This window comes from Pectobacterium nicotianae, assembly GCF_023272715.1.
GTDB classification, from domain to species: domain Bacteria; phylum Pseudomonadota; class Gammaproteobacteria; order Enterobacterales; family Enterobacteriaceae; genus Pectobacterium; species Pectobacterium brasiliense.
In genome coordinates, this window is sequence record NZ_CP096821.1 from 779,387 (window position 1) to 795,883 (window position 16,497).

Below are 16,497 nucleotides of genomic sequence, written 5' to 3' on the forward strand. Positions count from 1 at the left end.
TTGTGCCTGACGCGTTGTGTCAGGCCGACTGCTTCCGCCAGTTGAGTTCGGGTTTATGCACCACGCCGTTGAATGTCATCGGATCCGTTGTTAAACAGAGACGTGTGTCGTTTTCACTGAACTGTGCGTAGCGCAGCTGGCTGGAACCAATCCAGTTCGGAATGAGGTAATAGTCCAGATAGTGCGTGACGGTCTGCGCTGCGTCATGGGTTTCATAACGGCCCGCATACGCGAAGTAGGTGGCGGCGGCCTGCATCAGCTGCTGCTCTGAACCTCCCGTCATGATGCCCGAGTCGTAGGGCACTCTGTCGCTGCCCATGATTTGCACCGTCATCCAGTTATCGTCAGTGTACTGAATATAGCCGGTTGCCCCTTCCCCCATCATATGAACCACGCTGCCGTCACCCAGTACATCAATGAAGGATTCCAGAAACCATAGCCCGCGAAGTTTCTGGCGTAACCCGTTGTTGTCGAAAGATTGCGATGTCATAGACCCTCCTCGGAAAGATCGTGCTGGTTAAGTGTAGTGAATTTTTTTCATAGGGCGGGGCAGAGCGAGATTTCCTGCCAGTGTTGTGGCACCGGCAGGAATGGGATTTACTTCATGCTGGCGGCGAGGGTATCGACGTTGTGTTTAAACGCAGCCGTGTAGGTTGCCGCGGGGCCGGAGGCGTCAGTCAGAGCTTCCGGGTACAGTTCACCGCCGGGCTGTGCGCCGCTGGCATCGGCGATTTGTTTCACCAGACGTCCATCGGTTTGGTTTTCAATGAAGTAGCTTTTCACCTTCTCTTGCTTGATTTGCTTAATCAGCGAGGCCACTTTTTTGCTGCTGGCTTCCGATTCGGTAGAGTAGCCCACCGGCGACAGGAACTTCACGCCGTAGGCATGGCCGAAATAACCAAACGCGTCATGACTGGTCAGCACTTTACGTTTTTCTGGCGGAATCGCGGCAAAGGTTTTCTTCGCATAGCTATCCAGCTCCTGTAACTGCTTGATGTAGGCTTCACCCTGCTGACGATAGTAATCGGCATTCGTTGGATCGGCTTTCACCAGCGCATTAACGATGTTATGCGCGTAGACCACGCCGTTGCTCATGCTGTTCCAGGCATGCGGGTCGGTTTCTGTTTTGCCATCTTCCACCATGGTGCGGGTTTCAATTCCGTTTGACGCCGTAATGACATCGCCATGATAGCCGGAGGCGGTGACCAGTCGGTCAATCCACCCTTCCAGCCCCAGCCCGTTAACGAACACCAGATCGGCGTGAGCCAGCGTCTTGCTGTCTTTCGGAGAGGGTTCAAACTCATGTGGATCGCCATTGACCTTCACCAGATCGGTCACGGTAACGCGATCGCCGCCAATATGGCTGACCATATCGCCGAGTACGGAAAAGCTGGCTACAACATCAAGATTCTTTGCCATCGCCAGTGGGCTAAGCAGCAGGCCGGATAACGCAATAGCTAACAGTGAACGTTTCATTTCTTTCCTCACAGAACATTGCAGATAACGAGATTCATTGGTCAACGACGCAGGCGTAGCAGCCCGCCGTTGTGACCAACGCAGACCGAGAAACAGAAAAACAGCGTAATCGTCAGAATGATGGCGGGCCCGGCGGGCAGCTCGGCATAGTAGGACCACAGCAGCCCGATCAGGCTGGCGAGCATCCCTTGCAGCACCGCAATGCCGAGCATGACGGGCAGACGCTGCGTCCAGAAGCGTGCGCTGGCGGCAGGCAGCATCATCATGCCGACCGTCATCAGCGTGCCTAACAGCTGGAACCCGGCGACCAGATTCAGCACCACCAGCGACAGAAACAGGCCGTGGATCAACGCCCGATAGCGGCCTGAACTGATGCGCAGGAAGGTCACGTCAAACGATTCAATCACCAGCGCCCGATAGATCACCGCCAGCACCAGCAAAGAGGTCGATCCGATCAGCGCAATGTCGATCAGTGCGGCGCGATCCACCGCGAGGATCGAACCGAACAGCACATGCAACAGATCGACACTGGATCCGCGTAGTGACACCAGCGTGACGCCGAGTGCCAACGAACCGAGGTAAAATCCGGCAAAGCTGGCGTCCTCTTTTAATTCCGTGTGGCGGGTGACGAAGCCGGAGAGCATGGCGACGGCCAGTCCGGCGATAAAGCCGCCGATCCCCATCGCCAGCAGCGACATCCCGGAGATGAGGTAGCCGATGGCGACGCCGGGTAAGACCGCGTGTGACAGCGCATCGCCAATCAGGCTCATGCGTCGCAACAGCAGGAAACAGCCCAACGGCGCGGCGCTTAGCGTGATGACCAGACAGCCGACTAGCGCACGGCGCATAAAACCGAATTCGATAAAAGGCGAAGCAATAAGGTGAAATAACATCATGACGTGACGATCCTGAGCGTTGGCGTATCGCTGTCTGCCTTGCGCAGGCTATGTAAGATGGGCTGAGCCTCTCCCCAGTGAGGGCCGTCTGGGGTGAGATGCAAGATATTCGGGAAGTGCTGACCGACCAGCTCCAGATCGTGCAACACGGCCAGAATGGTTCTGCCTTCTGCGTGAAGCTGCTCAATAATCTGCAAAAGCGCCTGCGTGGTGTGGCTATCTACGCCGGTAAAAGGCTCATCCAGCAGAATGATGGGAGCCTGAGTCAGCATCAGCCGCGCGAAGAGTACACGCTGTAGCTGCCCACCGGACAGGACGCCAATATGCCGATCGGCAAAGTCTGCCATTGAGACGGCGTCGAGCGCGTCTGCCGCTTTACGATGCCAGTTGGCATTGATACTTCGTAGTAATCCGCGATGGGGCAGCGAGCCCATGAGCACCAGATCGCGTACGTTGATAGGAAACTGCCGATCAAATTCTGAGAGCTGAGGCAAATAGCCGATAGCGCTATCTTCACAACCCCTACCGAGGCTGAATGAGCCGGATAGTGGCGGCAACAGACCCGCCAGCGTCTTCAGCAGCGTGGATTTGCCCGTGCCGTTTGCGCCGATAATTGCTGTCAGCGAGCCTTGATGAAAGCACCCGCTTAGCGTCGCGAGCGGTGGTTGATTACGATAGCCAAAGGCCAGTTCTTGCAGGGCAATCATGGCAACACCACCGCCCATCCAACCAATAGCCACAACGGCACCAACAGCAGGAAAACCAGTAACACGCGCTTCAGCGCGGAGAGGGAGTAAAAACTTGTCATTATCATCGGTAAAAGGCTAATTGTTATATTATAACATACCGATTTTTATCGATGACGATAGAGGCAATAGGTAAGAAAGTATGTAAGGCGATTAGGTTTGGTTTGGGGGAATATTTCGTGCGCGTCGAGCACTGTTATCTTCATGCTACGTCGTAGCACGCGCCCGACATAGGGGGCTACGCCAGCCCCCTATGAACCCCGGCTTTTGGCGGAAATTATGCCGCTAACGCGGTTCCTTCGGTGCCCATGCCCGCTTTTCGAGCCGCCAGTGACGCGCTCCCGACGCGGCACTGGCTTTCGCGGCGTCCATGCCGCTCACTCGGCGTTCATGTTCACCTCAGCATAATTTTTTACGCCGTGAAGAGAAGACCCGTGAGCAATATGAGTTGACTCAGTTTTATCTTCAGCGTGGCGTACGAAGCCGCCCCCGAAAGAGAAAATCTTATACCGTGACGAAATTCCCCTGCATATCAACCACAAAGCGAGTCGCTGGCTCATCGTTGATGTAACCGGCGAGGATTTTCAACATCAGGCCGAAGCGGTATTGCAGGCTGTCCGGCGGTAGCGTTGCCGTTGGCGTGTAGGCAGCGAGCAGCGCGCGGTACTGTTTCACCCGCGCAGCCGGGATATCCTGCCAGGCGAGATCGCTGCCGTTGCGCAGGCAATACCAGTCGGTCACCAGCGTGAGCAGTGAAATATCCTGTAACCCATCTGTGCCCGCGACCGCATTCGGTTTGCGCTCAGCGGCATCGGGCAGCGTTTTGGCGCTGAGCGGTTCCTGTTGCTGGGCAATCCACAGCAGATCGCCACAGTTCAGTGTGTTAATGAGGGGAGATAAATCTTCCGGCCAGTCTTTTACCAGAAAACGCTGGCGTACCAGCAGCGCCAGATGATGATGCAGGAAGTCGTAATAATCGCGGCTTTTCAGAATATCGCCCAGCGGTTCACCGGTGCGATCCAACTCTTTCTGATAGAACGGGAATAGATGGTTGAACTGCGGCACGTTGCGCAGGACCAGCGTATCGATATCGACTCGATCACTATGCAGCGTCGCCAGCTTCATGGCGGGCGGGTAAGCGGCCAGCGACGGCACCGCGACATTCACCAGCGTCCCCTGTGAACCGCGATACACGCCGGTGTCGTTAACGTGCAGGTGTCCGCTGAAGTGCAGGCGGATTCCTGCCGCCAGCGCCTGCTCGGCAACCTCCGGCCGTGGCGTGCGTTTAATGAAGCTGTTGCTGCCAAACAGCTGCTTTTCGTCCTCCACCGTGCCGTCGAGGAAATCGACCAGCGGATAGTGTGAGAACACCAGCAGCTTCTTATTCTGCGCTTTCGCCCGCTGTACCACCGATTTCACCCACGGCAGCATGAACGGTTTCTCGGTCAGCAAGGCGTTCCAGCCCGTGTTGCTGCTGGTGGAGTAGCCTTCAATCCCTTCGCGTTTCTCCGGGCCGTCTTTGACCTGATACACATTGGCATCGATGGAAAGCAGCCACAGTCCCGCTTCCGGTTCCACCAGATAGGAGGCGTCCACGATATTCCACTGCTTGCTGCCGTCCGGCGAGCGGGCGAGGTACTGACGCTTGCTGAGTTCATCGCTGTCGCCAAACGGCGTTTCCCAGTGCAGGAAGTCGTCGCGTTTAAAGAAACCAAACGGCTTCATCAGCGGCAGGCCGTGTTCATAGCCAAGCGCCTGCATCTTGGCGGTGACAATCAGTGACTGCGCATCGCCAAGCTTAACGCCGGGTTTGCTGCTTAGCATAGTGCTGGTGCCGTCGGCGTTGAGCATCCGTTGCCAGGAGTCATCCCCCTGCGGGCGATTGACATCGTGGTTGCCGGGCGTGGCGAAGAAACGCATCCCGTGGCGCTGTTCATACTGCGTCAGGATGGCGGCAATCCCTTCAACGGTAGGCTGCTGGCCGTCATCAGAATAATCGCCGGACAGCACCACGTATTTCACCTGCTGTTTTGCCAGTTCGTCCAGCGCGGCCAGCAGTGCAAAGTAGGGTTCATTGAAGATGCGGGTCGAATTCACCGAATCTTTCAGGGTGCGAATGGTCAGCTTCTTTCCGGTCTGCGCATCGGGCAGGCCGTCAAAATCGTAGTTGCCGTAGATATTGTGGACGTGGACGTCTGAAATAATGGCAATGCGCAGCGGACTGGCGGGCGCTGATGATTCGGCGTTAGCGTGAAAAAAACCGCCAGCTAGCGTAATGGCGCTGCCTGCGCCGAGCTTGACGAAAGTTCTGCGAGTGAGTGATTCCATGACTATCTCCGGCATTATTTATTTTTTATAACGGATGGCTGTATAACGCATAATCATGACAGGCAATCAATCGTGCGCCGTCGAGCGCATCACCCACCGGGGCGGCGAGTTGGGATTGCCACTCGTCCGGCAGCCAGGGACGAATATGTAAACCGATGCTGCCCATGAGCGATAAGCGAGGTGTGGCATGGCGCGCCACGGCGGCCAATAGCAGGCTGATTTCGCTGGCCGTTTGCGCTAGCAGCGCATGAGAAACAGTATCGTCCTGCTGAGCGCAGTCAAATACGTAGCGGGCGAACTGTGCATAGTCGCCCGGTTTCGCCTGCTGGCTAAATGTCTGTAGCGCGTCGAGCGTGTTCGTGGGCGCTGTGCTGGCGGAAAAGAAATCGTCGATACGCTGACTGAGCGCAGACGGCGCGCACCAGCCTTGCAGCACATTATAGGTGTGTTGCAGTGCCGCCAGCCCAAGCCGTGCGCCGCTACCCTGATCGGAAATCGGGAATTCATGGCCGCCGTAGGCGGTAATCGTCTGGTTCTGCCACGCCAGCCCGCAGGAGCCGGTTCCAGCAATGACCACGCCTGCGTCTTTTCCTTGATTAACGGCCAGACAGGCACCCAGCGCATCGGTGTTGAGCACCTGCGTCGCGTAAGGATGTGGCAACGCCAGAAACGCCTCGTAGGCGGCGCGATGTTCTGCGCTGGCGAGTGCCAGTCCAACTTTCAACCGGGATACGTCATCCGGCGATAGCCCGCTGTGCTTCAATGCCTGCGCGATGGCATCGTCCACCGACTGGCGCACGCTTTCCACGCCGAGCAGCAGATTGGCACGGCCGCCGTGTCCCTGACCGAGCGGCGTACCGTCGGTCTGATAAATACGTGCTCGACAGCCTGTGCCGCCGCCATCTACACCGGCATAGAGCCATGTCGTCATGATGCGTGCGCTCCAGAATCCAGATAGGGAAGACAGGCCACCGCCAGATCGCCGCTGAGGCTGACGGATTCAGTTTGTGAGTCCGGCAGGCTGTTGAGCAGCAGACTCAACTCGCCCGCGCAGCGGGTCAGCAACTGCACCGACAGCGCGTCCTGCGGGTGTGCCAGCACAACGTGCCCGAGCGTGGTGTAGTCAGTGGCCTGTGCTTGCTTTGACCAGTCGATCACGCGATCGACATGCTTATCGAAGTGCAGGAACAGCACTTCGCTGAGCGGCGTAAGCGGCGTGATGCCCTCAACGGCCTGAAGCATCTCCTGTACCGCCCACAGCCCTAGCCGCGACAGGCTGGCCGGGTCGCCGATGGGAAAACTATCGCCGCCGCGGCAGGTCAGCAGGCCATCATGCCAGTGCAGCAGGCGGGTGAAACCGCCGGTGACCAGCAGATAGCGATGTTGTCCCGGCCAGCGCTGCTCGCATATTGTGCTTTCGCTAATGCGATCAAAGGGACGATCGCCATCGATGTCGATCTCCCTCAGCTGCCATTTCACGGTGCGTTTTTCCTCTGTTGTTGATTGGTCGCGATCGTCTCGTTGAGGCGCTTCACATCGTTTGACGTCAGGCGCAGATACTCATCAAACGACACCTGATCGTTCAGATATTGGGTAAAGCGCGTCAGGATGATGGGATACAGTTCGTTCGCGCCCAGACTTTCCATGCGTTCCCAATCAAAGACGTAAGACGGGATCTTTTTGATCTCTTCACGCGCGGTGTTCAGGCCGTCGATCACGTGTTTATCTTTGGTCTGGTAGTGCAGATCGGTAATATCCGCGCCGACGATGATATTGAAGCGTTCGGCAATCTCACGTTGTAGCGGTTCGCTGCCCAGCCACTCCATAAATTCGGCGACTTCCTGCGGGTGTTTGGTGGTGGTGAACGGCATGATGAAGGTCGCGCCGCCCATCGAGATGCATTTCTCTTTGCACGGCGCAGGCAGCACTTTCCAGTCAAAACCGTCGCCAATTTGCTTACTGAACTGGTTCAACAGCCAGTTGCCGGAGAAGTAGGTCACGATGTTGCCGTTCACGAAATCGTCCGCCATGCTCTTGTACTGACCACCGCCTGCCGCGCCCCACATTTCACGCGGGAACACGCCTTCATCTGACCAGCGTTTCAGATCTTTAATCCACTGCTGCGCGGCGGCGTCCGGGAAGTTGATCAGCCCGTCTTTATCGTAACGTGCGCCGTAAGAGTAGGCTGGGCCGGAGAAGCGGAAACCGCTGCGGTCGATGGTGAAGGGGATATGCACGCCGGTTTTTTCCGCAACCAGCTTCGAGGCTTTCATCAAATCATCAATCGTGTAGCCCGGCTGTGGCAGGGGCACGCCCGCCTGTTCAAACAGCGTCACGTTAACGAACGGCAGATCGGCGGTCCAGGACGCGACAAAGCCCGGTAGCGCATCCGCTTTATGCACGCCTTTCACACGCATGATTTTTTCGATGCCGGCGCTGTAGCGTTTCTCAAAGGCGGCCGGATCTTTCAGGTAAGGGCGTAAATCCAGCGTATAGCCGAGCAGCCCCATTTGCGTGGTTTTGGCAATATCCGGGCCTAAGCCTGCTGCCAGCTGCATCGGTAATTGTGTTTGCAGCGCGTTATAGCCGGTGCTGACAAAATTCACATCGATGCGCTCATTGCTCTGGGAGAAAGCTTTTACCTTCTGTTCCATGAAATGCACTAATTCGGGATCGTCGTCACTATATAAAAATGTTATTTGCGTTTTAGCGGCTAACGCGCTGCTGCTGAATAACCCCAGTGCGAGGGCGGAAAAAAATAACGCGGTGTTGGAACGCATCATAAACCTCTCCGTTGATGAGCACATCTTATGTTTGATTAATGACGTAAATACCCTGGCGTTGGCGACGGGGTTTATTTTATTCCTGCGATTTAAGTTGTCTTTTAATTAATGCAAATTTGCATTCATCTGTCATTTTCATCATGCAATCATGGACAGAACGCTGATTGATTTATGTGAAGCAGGTTAAAGATATTTTAAATGTTGATTTAAATAAAGCATTTTTGTGATATTAATCACATATATAAACGCGATAATCTTATTTATTAATGCGAAATGTCAATAAATGAACGCAAATGACAATTTAATGCAAATTTGCATTCTAATTGCGATATCACGGTGCAGAGAATGACCCGCTGCCCTAAATATTGGCAGGGTGTGCACAGTGAAAGTGCAAATAAGTACCGCCATACCTTTTCGTTATTTTATTTTTCAACGCCGTAAACAGGATTCAGTATGAATATCGGTTGGAAATTAAAGAAGAACGGCGTCATTAATCGGTTTCTCATCACCGAGTTGACGGAAAAACGTTATTTCGCCGAGCCGGATACGCTGCCGGATAAGGTGAATTACCGCTTTATTAACGGTTTTGTCGATGTCGGCGTGCTGCCCTGTCGCGTGCGTTTTTTGCAGGAAGAGGCAAAGCGCGACGTGGCGCTGCCGGACGATTTACGCTTCCCGCTGATGTGGAGCGGCGGCGATGAAAGCCGCAGCGTAAATTTCAGCGATTTCTGGCCGTGTCCGGTTCACGTGCAGCGCTTTTCCCGCTGCGTGATCCACAGCGACAGCGTGCAAACGGCACCGTTTACGCTCAGCACCTGCGGCGGCGTCACGCTGTGGCTGAACGGCGAGCCGATTACCCGCTTTACGCCCTTTACCCGCAATACCGAGCAAACCTGTGACATCACGCTGCCTCTGCAAGCAGGAGTGAACACGCTGGTAGTGCATAGCGAAGAGCTGTGCGAACGTGATACTGACTACCTGTTCAGCCTGTGCTATCAGGGAGACGACACGCTCTTCTGGCAGCTTGATGAAGACGCGGCGCTCAGCGTACAGCTGGCCGCGCTGGATAGCTGGGTGAACGGGCTGACGCTGGAAAATAACCTGATCCAACCGCCTGTGTTGGTGCTCAATAGCGCGCAGCCGCTGCCGGAATCCGTGACGATGGCGCATCGGCTGATTGGCAACGTCAACGAATCCGTCCCCGTATGGCAGCAAAAACAAACGCTGCCTGCTGGCAATCTCGGCTGGCAGGTGGATCTACCTGCGGTTCTGGTGGGCTACTACGATCTGGTCTGTGCCGCGACCTGCAACGGTATTACGCTGACGCGCACGCTCAGCTTCGGGCGCTTGCCATCGCAAACGATGCCTGCGTTACCGACGCTGGCCGCGCGACGTGAAGCGGTGCTACGCCATACAGCGCTGCACGGCTTTGAGCGCCTCGGACGGCTGCTGGCGATTGTCGCGACGGGCGAGGGCAGCGATGCCGCCGCACCGATTCTCAACAGCGCGCTGCAAAAAATCAGCCGCCGTGAAGACTGTGCCGATTTCCAATTGGTGCCGTTGATTTGGCTGTGGCAGCGCTATCAGGGGCAGCAGTTGCCGCCGCAGGACTGGCGGCGCGTGCGCAGTGCGATTCTCGGTTTCCGCTACTGGATTGATGAACCGGGCAACGACACCATGTGGTTCTGGAGCGAAAACCACTGCCTGTGCTTCCATGTCGCGCAGTATCTGGCCGGACAAAACTTCCCTGATGACACCTTCCCATGCAGCGGCCGCCGCGGTTTGGAGCAAAAGGCGATTGCTCACGAACGCCTGACGCGCTGGTTTGATTCTATTCTGGAGCACGGGCTGGTGGAGTGGAACTCGGCAGCTTATTACCCCATCGATCTGATTGGGCTGGTGGCGCTGTACGAACTGGCGCAGGACGCCGATCTGCGCGAGAAATCTCGCGTGGTGATTGACCGTATCATGCTGATGACGGCATGGGTACACCAGAACGGCGTCGCAGTTGGCACCATGGGGCGCGCCTACGATAAAGAACTGCGCTCCGGCATGTTGACCGAGCTGTCCGGCCTGTGTGCGCTGATGTGGGGCGAGGGCTGGCTGATTCCGCACTGCGCCGCGCTGCCGCTGCTGTGCCTGAGCGACTATCAGCCGCCGGAAACGACGGATCGAATTGCACACTGGTCACTGCCGCACGGTGCAGAAGCGCGCTGGGTGCAGGGGCTGAACCGCAGCGCCCGCATCATTGCCTGGAAGCAGCGCGACGTGGCGTTTTCTTCCGTCTTCGATCATCACCCCGGCCAGCCCGGACACCAGCAGCATCTGCTGGATGTACGTCTGGGCACGCACTATGCCGCCCGCCTGTGGGTGAATCACCCCGGCGAGGATCGCCCTGACGGTGTGCACCGTCCTTCTTATTGGGCAGGCAACGGACGTTTGCCGCACCTGATGCAGCATCGTAATCGCGCGCTGATGGTGTTCGATCTGCAACAGGATGTCCGCCCCTGGACACATCTCTATCTGCCACAAACCGCGCTGGATGACGTCATCGTTGAAGATGTCTGGTGCTTCGTACGCGGCGGCAACGGCTATGCTGCCTTCCATAATCCCGCCGGATTACAGTCGTTTGCGACCGCAGGTCAGCAGGCGGAAGGCGAACTACGCGCGTATGGCGAACAGAACGTCTGGTTCGTTGCCGTAGACAGCGGCAACGGCGCACAAGGATTCGCCGCATTCGCTGCCCGCTTCCGAGGGCGTTCTCTGATACAGGACAGCGACGGCGTGCGTATCGACGATCCCGATTACGGCGAATTGGCCTTTAGCTACGCGGCAGGATTCAGCGTGGCGCAGCAGCCTTTCATTTTTCCCGACGATGTCCCGGTCGTCCCGCAGTTCAACACAGGAAACCCATGACATGCAGACAGGTTCACTTAACCGACAACAAACCGAAGCGCTGCTGGCGCAGGTGGCGCGGGCATTTTGCCGCCTGAAAGCGATCGACAGCGTGACGCAGGACGATGCGCCGGATGCCGGACTGACGATTCAATTTGAGGAATGGGATTGGGAGGTCGGCGTCGGGCTGTACGGTTTCTGGAAGCTGGCGCATCTGACGCAGGACGACACCATGCTGACGACACTGGCGAACTGGTATCAGCAAAAGCTGGATGCCGGGCTGCCGCCGCGTCAGATCAACTCGACGGCACCGATGCTGGTGCTGGCGTTGCTGTGTCAGGACAAACCGGATGCGCCCGCGCAGTGGCGTGAAACCGTGAGCGACTGGGCGGACTGGCTGCTGCACTCGCTGCCGAAAACCGAGGACGGCGGTTTCCAGCACACGGTGAAAGAGCGCCCGAACACCGGGCAATTGTGGGATGACACGCTGTTTATGGCCGGTCTGTTTCTGGTGGTGGCGGGGAAATTGCTCTCCCGCCGCGATCTGATCGAAGAAGCGGAATACCAGCTAGTCACGCACGCGCGCTATCTGGCCGATGTGCGCAGCGGGCTGTGGTATCACGGCTGGACGTTCGTCGGTCGCCATCACTATGCCAATGCGTTCTGGGGACGCGGCAACGCCTGGATCACGCTGGTGCTGCCGGAAATGCGGGTGCTGGCGGAGGATCAACTGTCCGCGCCAGTTCTGCGCACGCTGGAAGCGATTCTGGAACAGCAAACGACAACGCTGGCACGCTGCCAGCACGAGTCTGGCCTGTGGCATACGCTGCTGGATGACCCGGATTCGCCGCTGGAGACGTCCGCCAGCGCCGGATTTATCGCCGGGATTCTGACGGCGCGTCGATTGGGTATGCTGCACGCTTTCCCACAGGACGTGCTGGAAAAAGGCTATGCCGCCGTAGTGGCGCAGATTGACGCACAGGGTGTGGTGCAGGGTGTCTCGGACGGCACGGCGATGGGGCACGACTTACAGTTCTATCGCGATATTCCTAATGTTGCCGTGCCTTACGGGCAGGCGCTGGTCATGCTGATGTTATTGGCACAGTTAGATTCTGTTTGCGAGGGCTGACAATGGCGAGTCTGGAACTAAAAAACGTCCACAAAAGCTATGGTGCGGTGAACATCATCAAAGGTGTGGACTTAACGATTCATGACGGCGAGTTCATGGTCTTTGTGGGGCCGTCGGGCTGCGGAAAATCCACGCTGCTGCGCATGATTGCCGGGCTGGAAGAGATCAGCAGCGGCGAACTGCGGATCGACAACCGCAAGGTGAACGATCTCACGCCAGCAGAGCGCAAGATTGCGATGGTATTCCAGTCTTACGCGCTCTACCCGCACCTTTCGGTGCGCAAGAATCTCGCATTCGGGCTGGAGAATTTGCACTTCCCCAAAGACGAAATCGCCCGCCGTATTGATGAAGCCGCCCGTATGCTGGGACTGGAACCTTATCTGGATCGCCGACCGCGTGCGCTGTCGGGTGGGCAGCAGCAGCGTGTGGCGATTGGTCGTGCGATCGTGCGTGAACCTGACCTGTTCTTGTTTGATGAACCGCTCTCCAATCTGGATGCCAAGCTGCGTGTGCAGACGCGCGGCGAGCTGTCCCGCCTGCATCAGAAGCTACGCACCACCATGATTTACGTGACTCACGATCAGGTGGAAGCGATGACGATGGCGCAGCGCATTGTGGTACTGAACGCCGGTCGCATCGAGCAGGTTGGCACGCCGCTGGAACTGTTCAATCGGCCGAAAAATAAATTTGTCGCCGGCTTCATCGGTTCACCGCGCATGAATATGTTTCCGGCGCAGATCGTCGCCACCTGCGCGGACGGCGTTGAGGTGCAGTGTCCGTCGGGTAATCGTCTGGTGCTGCCGTTTATCGGTACCGTCGGGCAAAACGTCACGCTCGGCATTCGTCCTTCACACTGCGAGCTGGTGGAGGACGGCGAGGGGATGGCGCTGTGCGTCGATCGCTGCGAGATGATGGGGCATGAAACCTTTATCTACGGGCGTATGGGCGGCATTGACGACGAGATGATCGTCCATCTGGCGCAACACCGTGAGTTCGCCGCAGGTGAATCAGTGTTCGTCCGCTTCCCGCCGACGTATTGCCATCTGTTCGACGGCAAAACGGATGACACATTGCCGCGTTGTACCGAGCACTAATTATCGCGACGGGAGAGGACGACATGAAAAAGATTGCCTTACTGCCCGCAGGATCGCTGATCGATAAGCTGGTCACGCCAGTGGAAAAAGCGGTGAATCTGCTACAAAAACTCGGTGGCCGCAAAGTGATGCCGTGGTTTTTTATCGCGCCGAATATGCTGCTGTTCGCCGTTTTTGTCTTTATTCCGATTCTGCTGGCGGTGTGCTACGCCTTTACCGGCGGCACCAATATCCTGCTGTGGGAACGCCCTTACGTCGGCGTGGATAACTTTTCCACGCTGCTGAGCTGCGGCAACTACGCCGAGCCATCGACCTGTGAACAGGATCTGTTCTGGACCGGCGTCTACAACACGGTGTCGTTCACCTTTTTCAATGTGCTCTGCACGCTGCTGGTGGCCCTGGTAACGGCGCTGATCCTCAACCGCAAGATTATCGCCCGTGGCTTTTTCCGCGCCATGTTCTTCTATCCGGTGCTGCTGTCGCCGGTGGTGGTTGGCCTGATCTGGCAGTGGTTCCTTAACCGCAATGGCCTGCTGAATCTGGTGCTGTCGTCGCTGGGCGGGCAGCCGATTACCTTCCTGCTCGACCCGACGCTATCGCGCTTCTGGGTGGTGTTTGTCTCCGTTTGGTTTCACGTAGGGTTTTATACCCTGATCCTGCTGGCCGGATTGCAGGCGATCCCACGTGATATCTATGAGGCGGCGGCGGTGGACGGCACTTCGCGCTGGCGTGGTTTCTATCGCCTGACGCTGCCGCTGCTGGCACCGAACATTCTGGTGGTGGTGATTCTGCTGACCATCAACAGCGTGCAGATCTTCGATGAAGCCTGGGTGCTCACCAACGGCGGCGGCCCCGGTACGGCCAACAGCTTTATCGTGCAGTACATCTACCAGACGGCCTTTTCGTCAAACGCGTCGCTCTACGGGCTGGCTTCGGCGGCCTCGGTGTTGATGGGCGTGGTATTGATGATCCTGACGGCGTTACAGTTCCTGCTGACGCGTCGGCTGGAAGGGAAAAAATAACGGGAGCCATGATGAAAATAATCGCATTTCTCACCCGTACCCGTCATCCGGGGCGCATTCACATCACGGATATCATGAGTTGGGTTTGGCTGGTGGTGGGTACGCTGCTGGTGATGATTCCGGTGATGTGGGCGGCGATGTCGTCGTTCAAAACGCCCGCGGAGATCAACCGTTTTCCGCCCAGCTTTCTGCCGCAGGCGGCGGATACTATCACGTTGCCGGAGTACCCGAAGCCGCTGGAGCTGTGGCAGGTTAAGCAGGACGACGGCGAAGCGAAAACCATGGCATTGGTTAGACGCATTGGCCTGATTGCACAACTGGTGAACCCGGATGCGCCGAGTGAGGTGGTGCGTGTATCGACGAAAGATCTGGTGCCGATGAAGGCCTTGCATCTGGAGACGGAGAACTACACGACGCCGATAACGAAGTTCCACTTTGCCACCTACCTGAAGAACACCGTGTTCGTGACGGTGATGGCGACGCTGCTGACCCTGTTGCTCAGTTCGATGGCGGCGTTTGCGCTGTCGAAATACGAGTTTCGCGGGCGCGGTACGGTGCTGACGCTGTTTCTTTCGACCATGATGATTCCGCTGTCGGTGGTGATGGTGCCGACGTTCCTGGTGGTGATTGGCCTGAACATGGGCGATAACCTGTGGGGCGTGATTATTCCCACGGTGGCGACGCCGACCGGCGTATTCCTGCTGCGGCAATACATGCTGACGATCCCCGATGAACTGATCGAGGCGGCGCGTATCGATGCCGCCAGCGAGTTCCGTATTTACTGGAAGATCATCCTGCCATTAACCGCCCCTGCGCTGGCGGTGCTGGCGATCTTCTCGGTGATCTGGCGCTGGAACGACTTCCTCTGGCCGCTGATCGTTCTCTCCAGTCAGGATAATTTTACGCTGCAAATCGGTCTGAATGCGTTTCAGGGGCAGTTCTCGGTGCAGTGGCACTATATACTGGCGATGACGATGCTCTCGCTTCTGCCGGTGACGGCGGTATTCGTCTTCCTGCAAAAATACATCACGACGGGGATTGCCAACACGGGGATGAAATAATGGCGACACTCAAGGATATTGCCGACCGCGCGGGGGTTTCCATCAGCACGGTTTCCCGCGCGCTGAACGGGACGGCACCGATCAGCGCCAAAGTCAGGCAGCACATCATGGCGATTGCCACCGAACAGGGTTATCCGCTGCATAAAGTGGCCAAAGCGGCCGTCGCGCAGACCGAGCCGCTGCGCCACATTCTGCTGGCGACGCCGCGCAACCTGATGCTGGAGAGCGAGTACAATCTGGTGTCGCTGACGCTGATCAACGCACTGAAAATGTTGTGTCTGCAACGCAATATCCAACTGCGTCCGTTTCTGGGGGAGCACGACACCATTAACGAACAGCAGCTATTGCGTGAACTTCAGGGCGGAAAAGAGAGCGGCATTCTGATTGTGAATGACGATCACCCGACGTTGCTGAACGCCGTGGCGGAAAGCGGGATTCCGGCGGTGCTGATCAACGGCGAAGATCCCTCAATGCGCCTGAGCAGCGTCACGCCTGCCAACCACTACGCGGCGGCGGCGGGCGTGCGCTACCTGATCGAGCAAGGACATACGCGGATCCTGCACCTGACCTGGACGTCGCGCATGACGATCAAACAGCGCGAGCGCGGCTATCGGGATGCGCTCATGCAGGCGGGGATTGCGGTGGATGAGGATCTGATCCTCTCGCTGCCGGATTTCCACCCGCGCACGGCACGTGACGCGCTGCTGCGCTGGCTGACGGCTAACCCCGACAGGCTGGGGGTCACTGCGATCTTCTGCGCGGCGGATAATCAGGCTATCGGCGTGATCGACGCACTCTATCAGCATGGGTTGCGGGTGCCGGAGGACATATCGGTGATGGGGATGGACGACATCCTGCCGTTCGATATGCTGCCGGTTTCGCTCACCACGGTGCATCTGCCGTTTGAGACCATCGCCCGCGCGGCGCTACAGCTGCTGGCGCAGCAAATGACGCCTGCACAGGCGCTGGGTATTGCCCAGCGCACCGAGCTAGCCGGACAGGTGGTGGTCAGAGAATCGGTGCGGCGGGTGGGGACTACTACCGGTTGAGCTCACGGGCAGCAGCGC

General features: G+C 57.3%; 14 protein-coding genes. 6 read left to right on the plus strand and 8 right to left on the minus strand.

Going from position 1 to position 16,497, the window contains the following annotated elements:
- Positions 1–19 precede the first annotated feature (19 nt).
- The 8 genes from MYB54_RS03445 to MYB54_RS03480 form a co-directional block, all read right to left on the minus strand.
- Positions 20–490: a lipocalin-like domain-containing protein gene (locus MYB54_RS03445; protein ID WP_248721501.1), complete on the minus strand. Its 471-nt coding sequence runs from the start codon at positions 488–490 to the stop codon at positions 20–22.
- A 107-nt stretch (positions 491–597) separates the two neighbouring features.
- Complete coding sequence (locus MYB54_RS03450; RefSeq protein ID WP_014916599.1) at positions 598–1,476, minus strand: metal ABC transporter substrate-binding protein; 879 nt, start codon at positions 1,474–1,476, stop codon at positions 598–600.
- Positions 1,477–1,517: 41 nt separating this feature from the next.
- The gene (locus tag MYB54_RS03455) at positions 1,518–2,372 is read right to left on the minus strand and encodes a metal ABC transporter permease (protein ID WP_014916598.1); all 855 of its coding nucleotides are present in this window, start codon (positions 2,370–2,372) and stop codon (positions 1,518–1,520) included.
- Positions 2,369–3,079: a metal ABC transporter ATP-binding protein gene (locus MYB54_RS03460; protein ID WP_181025861.1), complete on the minus strand. Its 711-nt coding sequence runs from the start codon at positions 3,077–3,079 to the stop codon at positions 2,369–2,371. Before MYB54_RS03460 ends, MYB54_RS03455 begins: the two co-directional genes overlap by 4 nt.
- A 543-nt stretch (positions 3,080–3,622) precedes the next feature.
- Positions 3,623–5,446, minus strand: coding sequence for a metallophosphoesterase (locus MYB54_RS03465; RefSeq protein WP_248721502.1), 1,824 nt, complete (start codon positions 5,444–5,446; stop codon positions 3,623–3,625).
- A gap of 25 nt (positions 5,447–5,471) precedes the next feature.
- Positions 5,472–6,377: a glucosamine kinase nucleotide-binding domain-containing protein gene (locus tag MYB54_RS03470; protein WP_248721503.1), complete on the minus strand. Its 906-nt coding sequence runs from the start codon at positions 6,375–6,377 to the stop codon at positions 5,472–5,474.
- Entirely contained in the window at positions 6,374–6,925 is a 552-nt protein-coding gene (locus MYB54_RS03475) for a glucosamine kinase (RefSeq protein WP_248721504.1), read from the minus strand. Before MYB54_RS03475 ends, MYB54_RS03470 begins: the two co-directional genes overlap by 4 nt.
- The gene (locus MYB54_RS03480; RefSeq protein ID WP_010286561.1) at positions 6,922–8,229 is read right to left on the minus strand and encodes an ABC transporter substrate-binding protein; all 1,308 of its coding nucleotides are present in this window, start codon (positions 8,227–8,229) and stop codon (positions 6,922–6,924) included. Before MYB54_RS03480 ends, MYB54_RS03475 begins: the two co-directional genes overlap by 4 nt.
- A gap of 453 nt (positions 8,230–8,682) precedes the next feature.
- Here MYB54_RS03480 and MYB54_RS03485 point away from each other — a divergent pair, with 453 nt between their 5' ends.
- From MYB54_RS03485 to MYB54_RS03510, 6 genes are read left to right on the plus strand one after another with little or no spacing between them, the layout of a single operon-like run.
- Positions 8,683–11,145, plus strand: a complete 2,463-nt coding sequence (locus MYB54_RS03485; RefSeq protein ID WP_248721505.1) for a hypothetical protein — start codon at positions 8,683–8,685, stop codon at positions 11,143–11,145.
- Between the two features lies 1 nt (position 11,146).
- Positions 11,147–12,253, plus strand: coding sequence for a beta-galactosidase BglB (bglB, locus tag MYB54_RS03490; RefSeq protein WP_048255822.1), 1,107 nt, complete (start codon positions 11,147–11,149; stop codon positions 12,251–12,253).
- Between the two features lie 2 nt (positions 12,254–12,255).
- A complete protein-coding gene (locus MYB54_RS03495) occupies positions 12,256–13,347 on the plus strand; it encodes an ABC transporter ATP-binding protein (protein WP_039316854.1) in 1,092 nt (363 codons plus the stop codon).
- 23 nt (positions 13,348–13,370) lie between these two features.
- Entirely contained in the window at positions 13,371–14,369 is a 999-nt protein-coding gene (locus tag MYB54_RS03500; RefSeq protein WP_010279314.1) for a carbohydrate ABC transporter permease, read from the plus strand.
- An 8-nt stretch (positions 14,370–14,377) separates the two neighbouring features.
- Complete coding sequence (locus MYB54_RS03505) at positions 14,378–15,430, plus strand: carbohydrate ABC transporter permease (RefSeq protein WP_039483648.1); 1,053 nt, start codon at positions 14,378–14,380, stop codon at positions 15,428–15,430.
- Positions 15,430–16,479: a LacI family DNA-binding transcriptional regulator gene (locus MYB54_RS03510; RefSeq protein ID WP_248721506.1), complete on the plus strand. Its 1,050-nt coding sequence runs from the start codon at positions 15,430–15,432 to the stop codon at positions 16,477–16,479. The genes MYB54_RS03505 and MYB54_RS03510 overlap by 1 nt, the downstream gene beginning before the upstream one ends.
- The last annotated feature ends 18 nt before the right edge of the window (positions 16,480–16,497 follow it).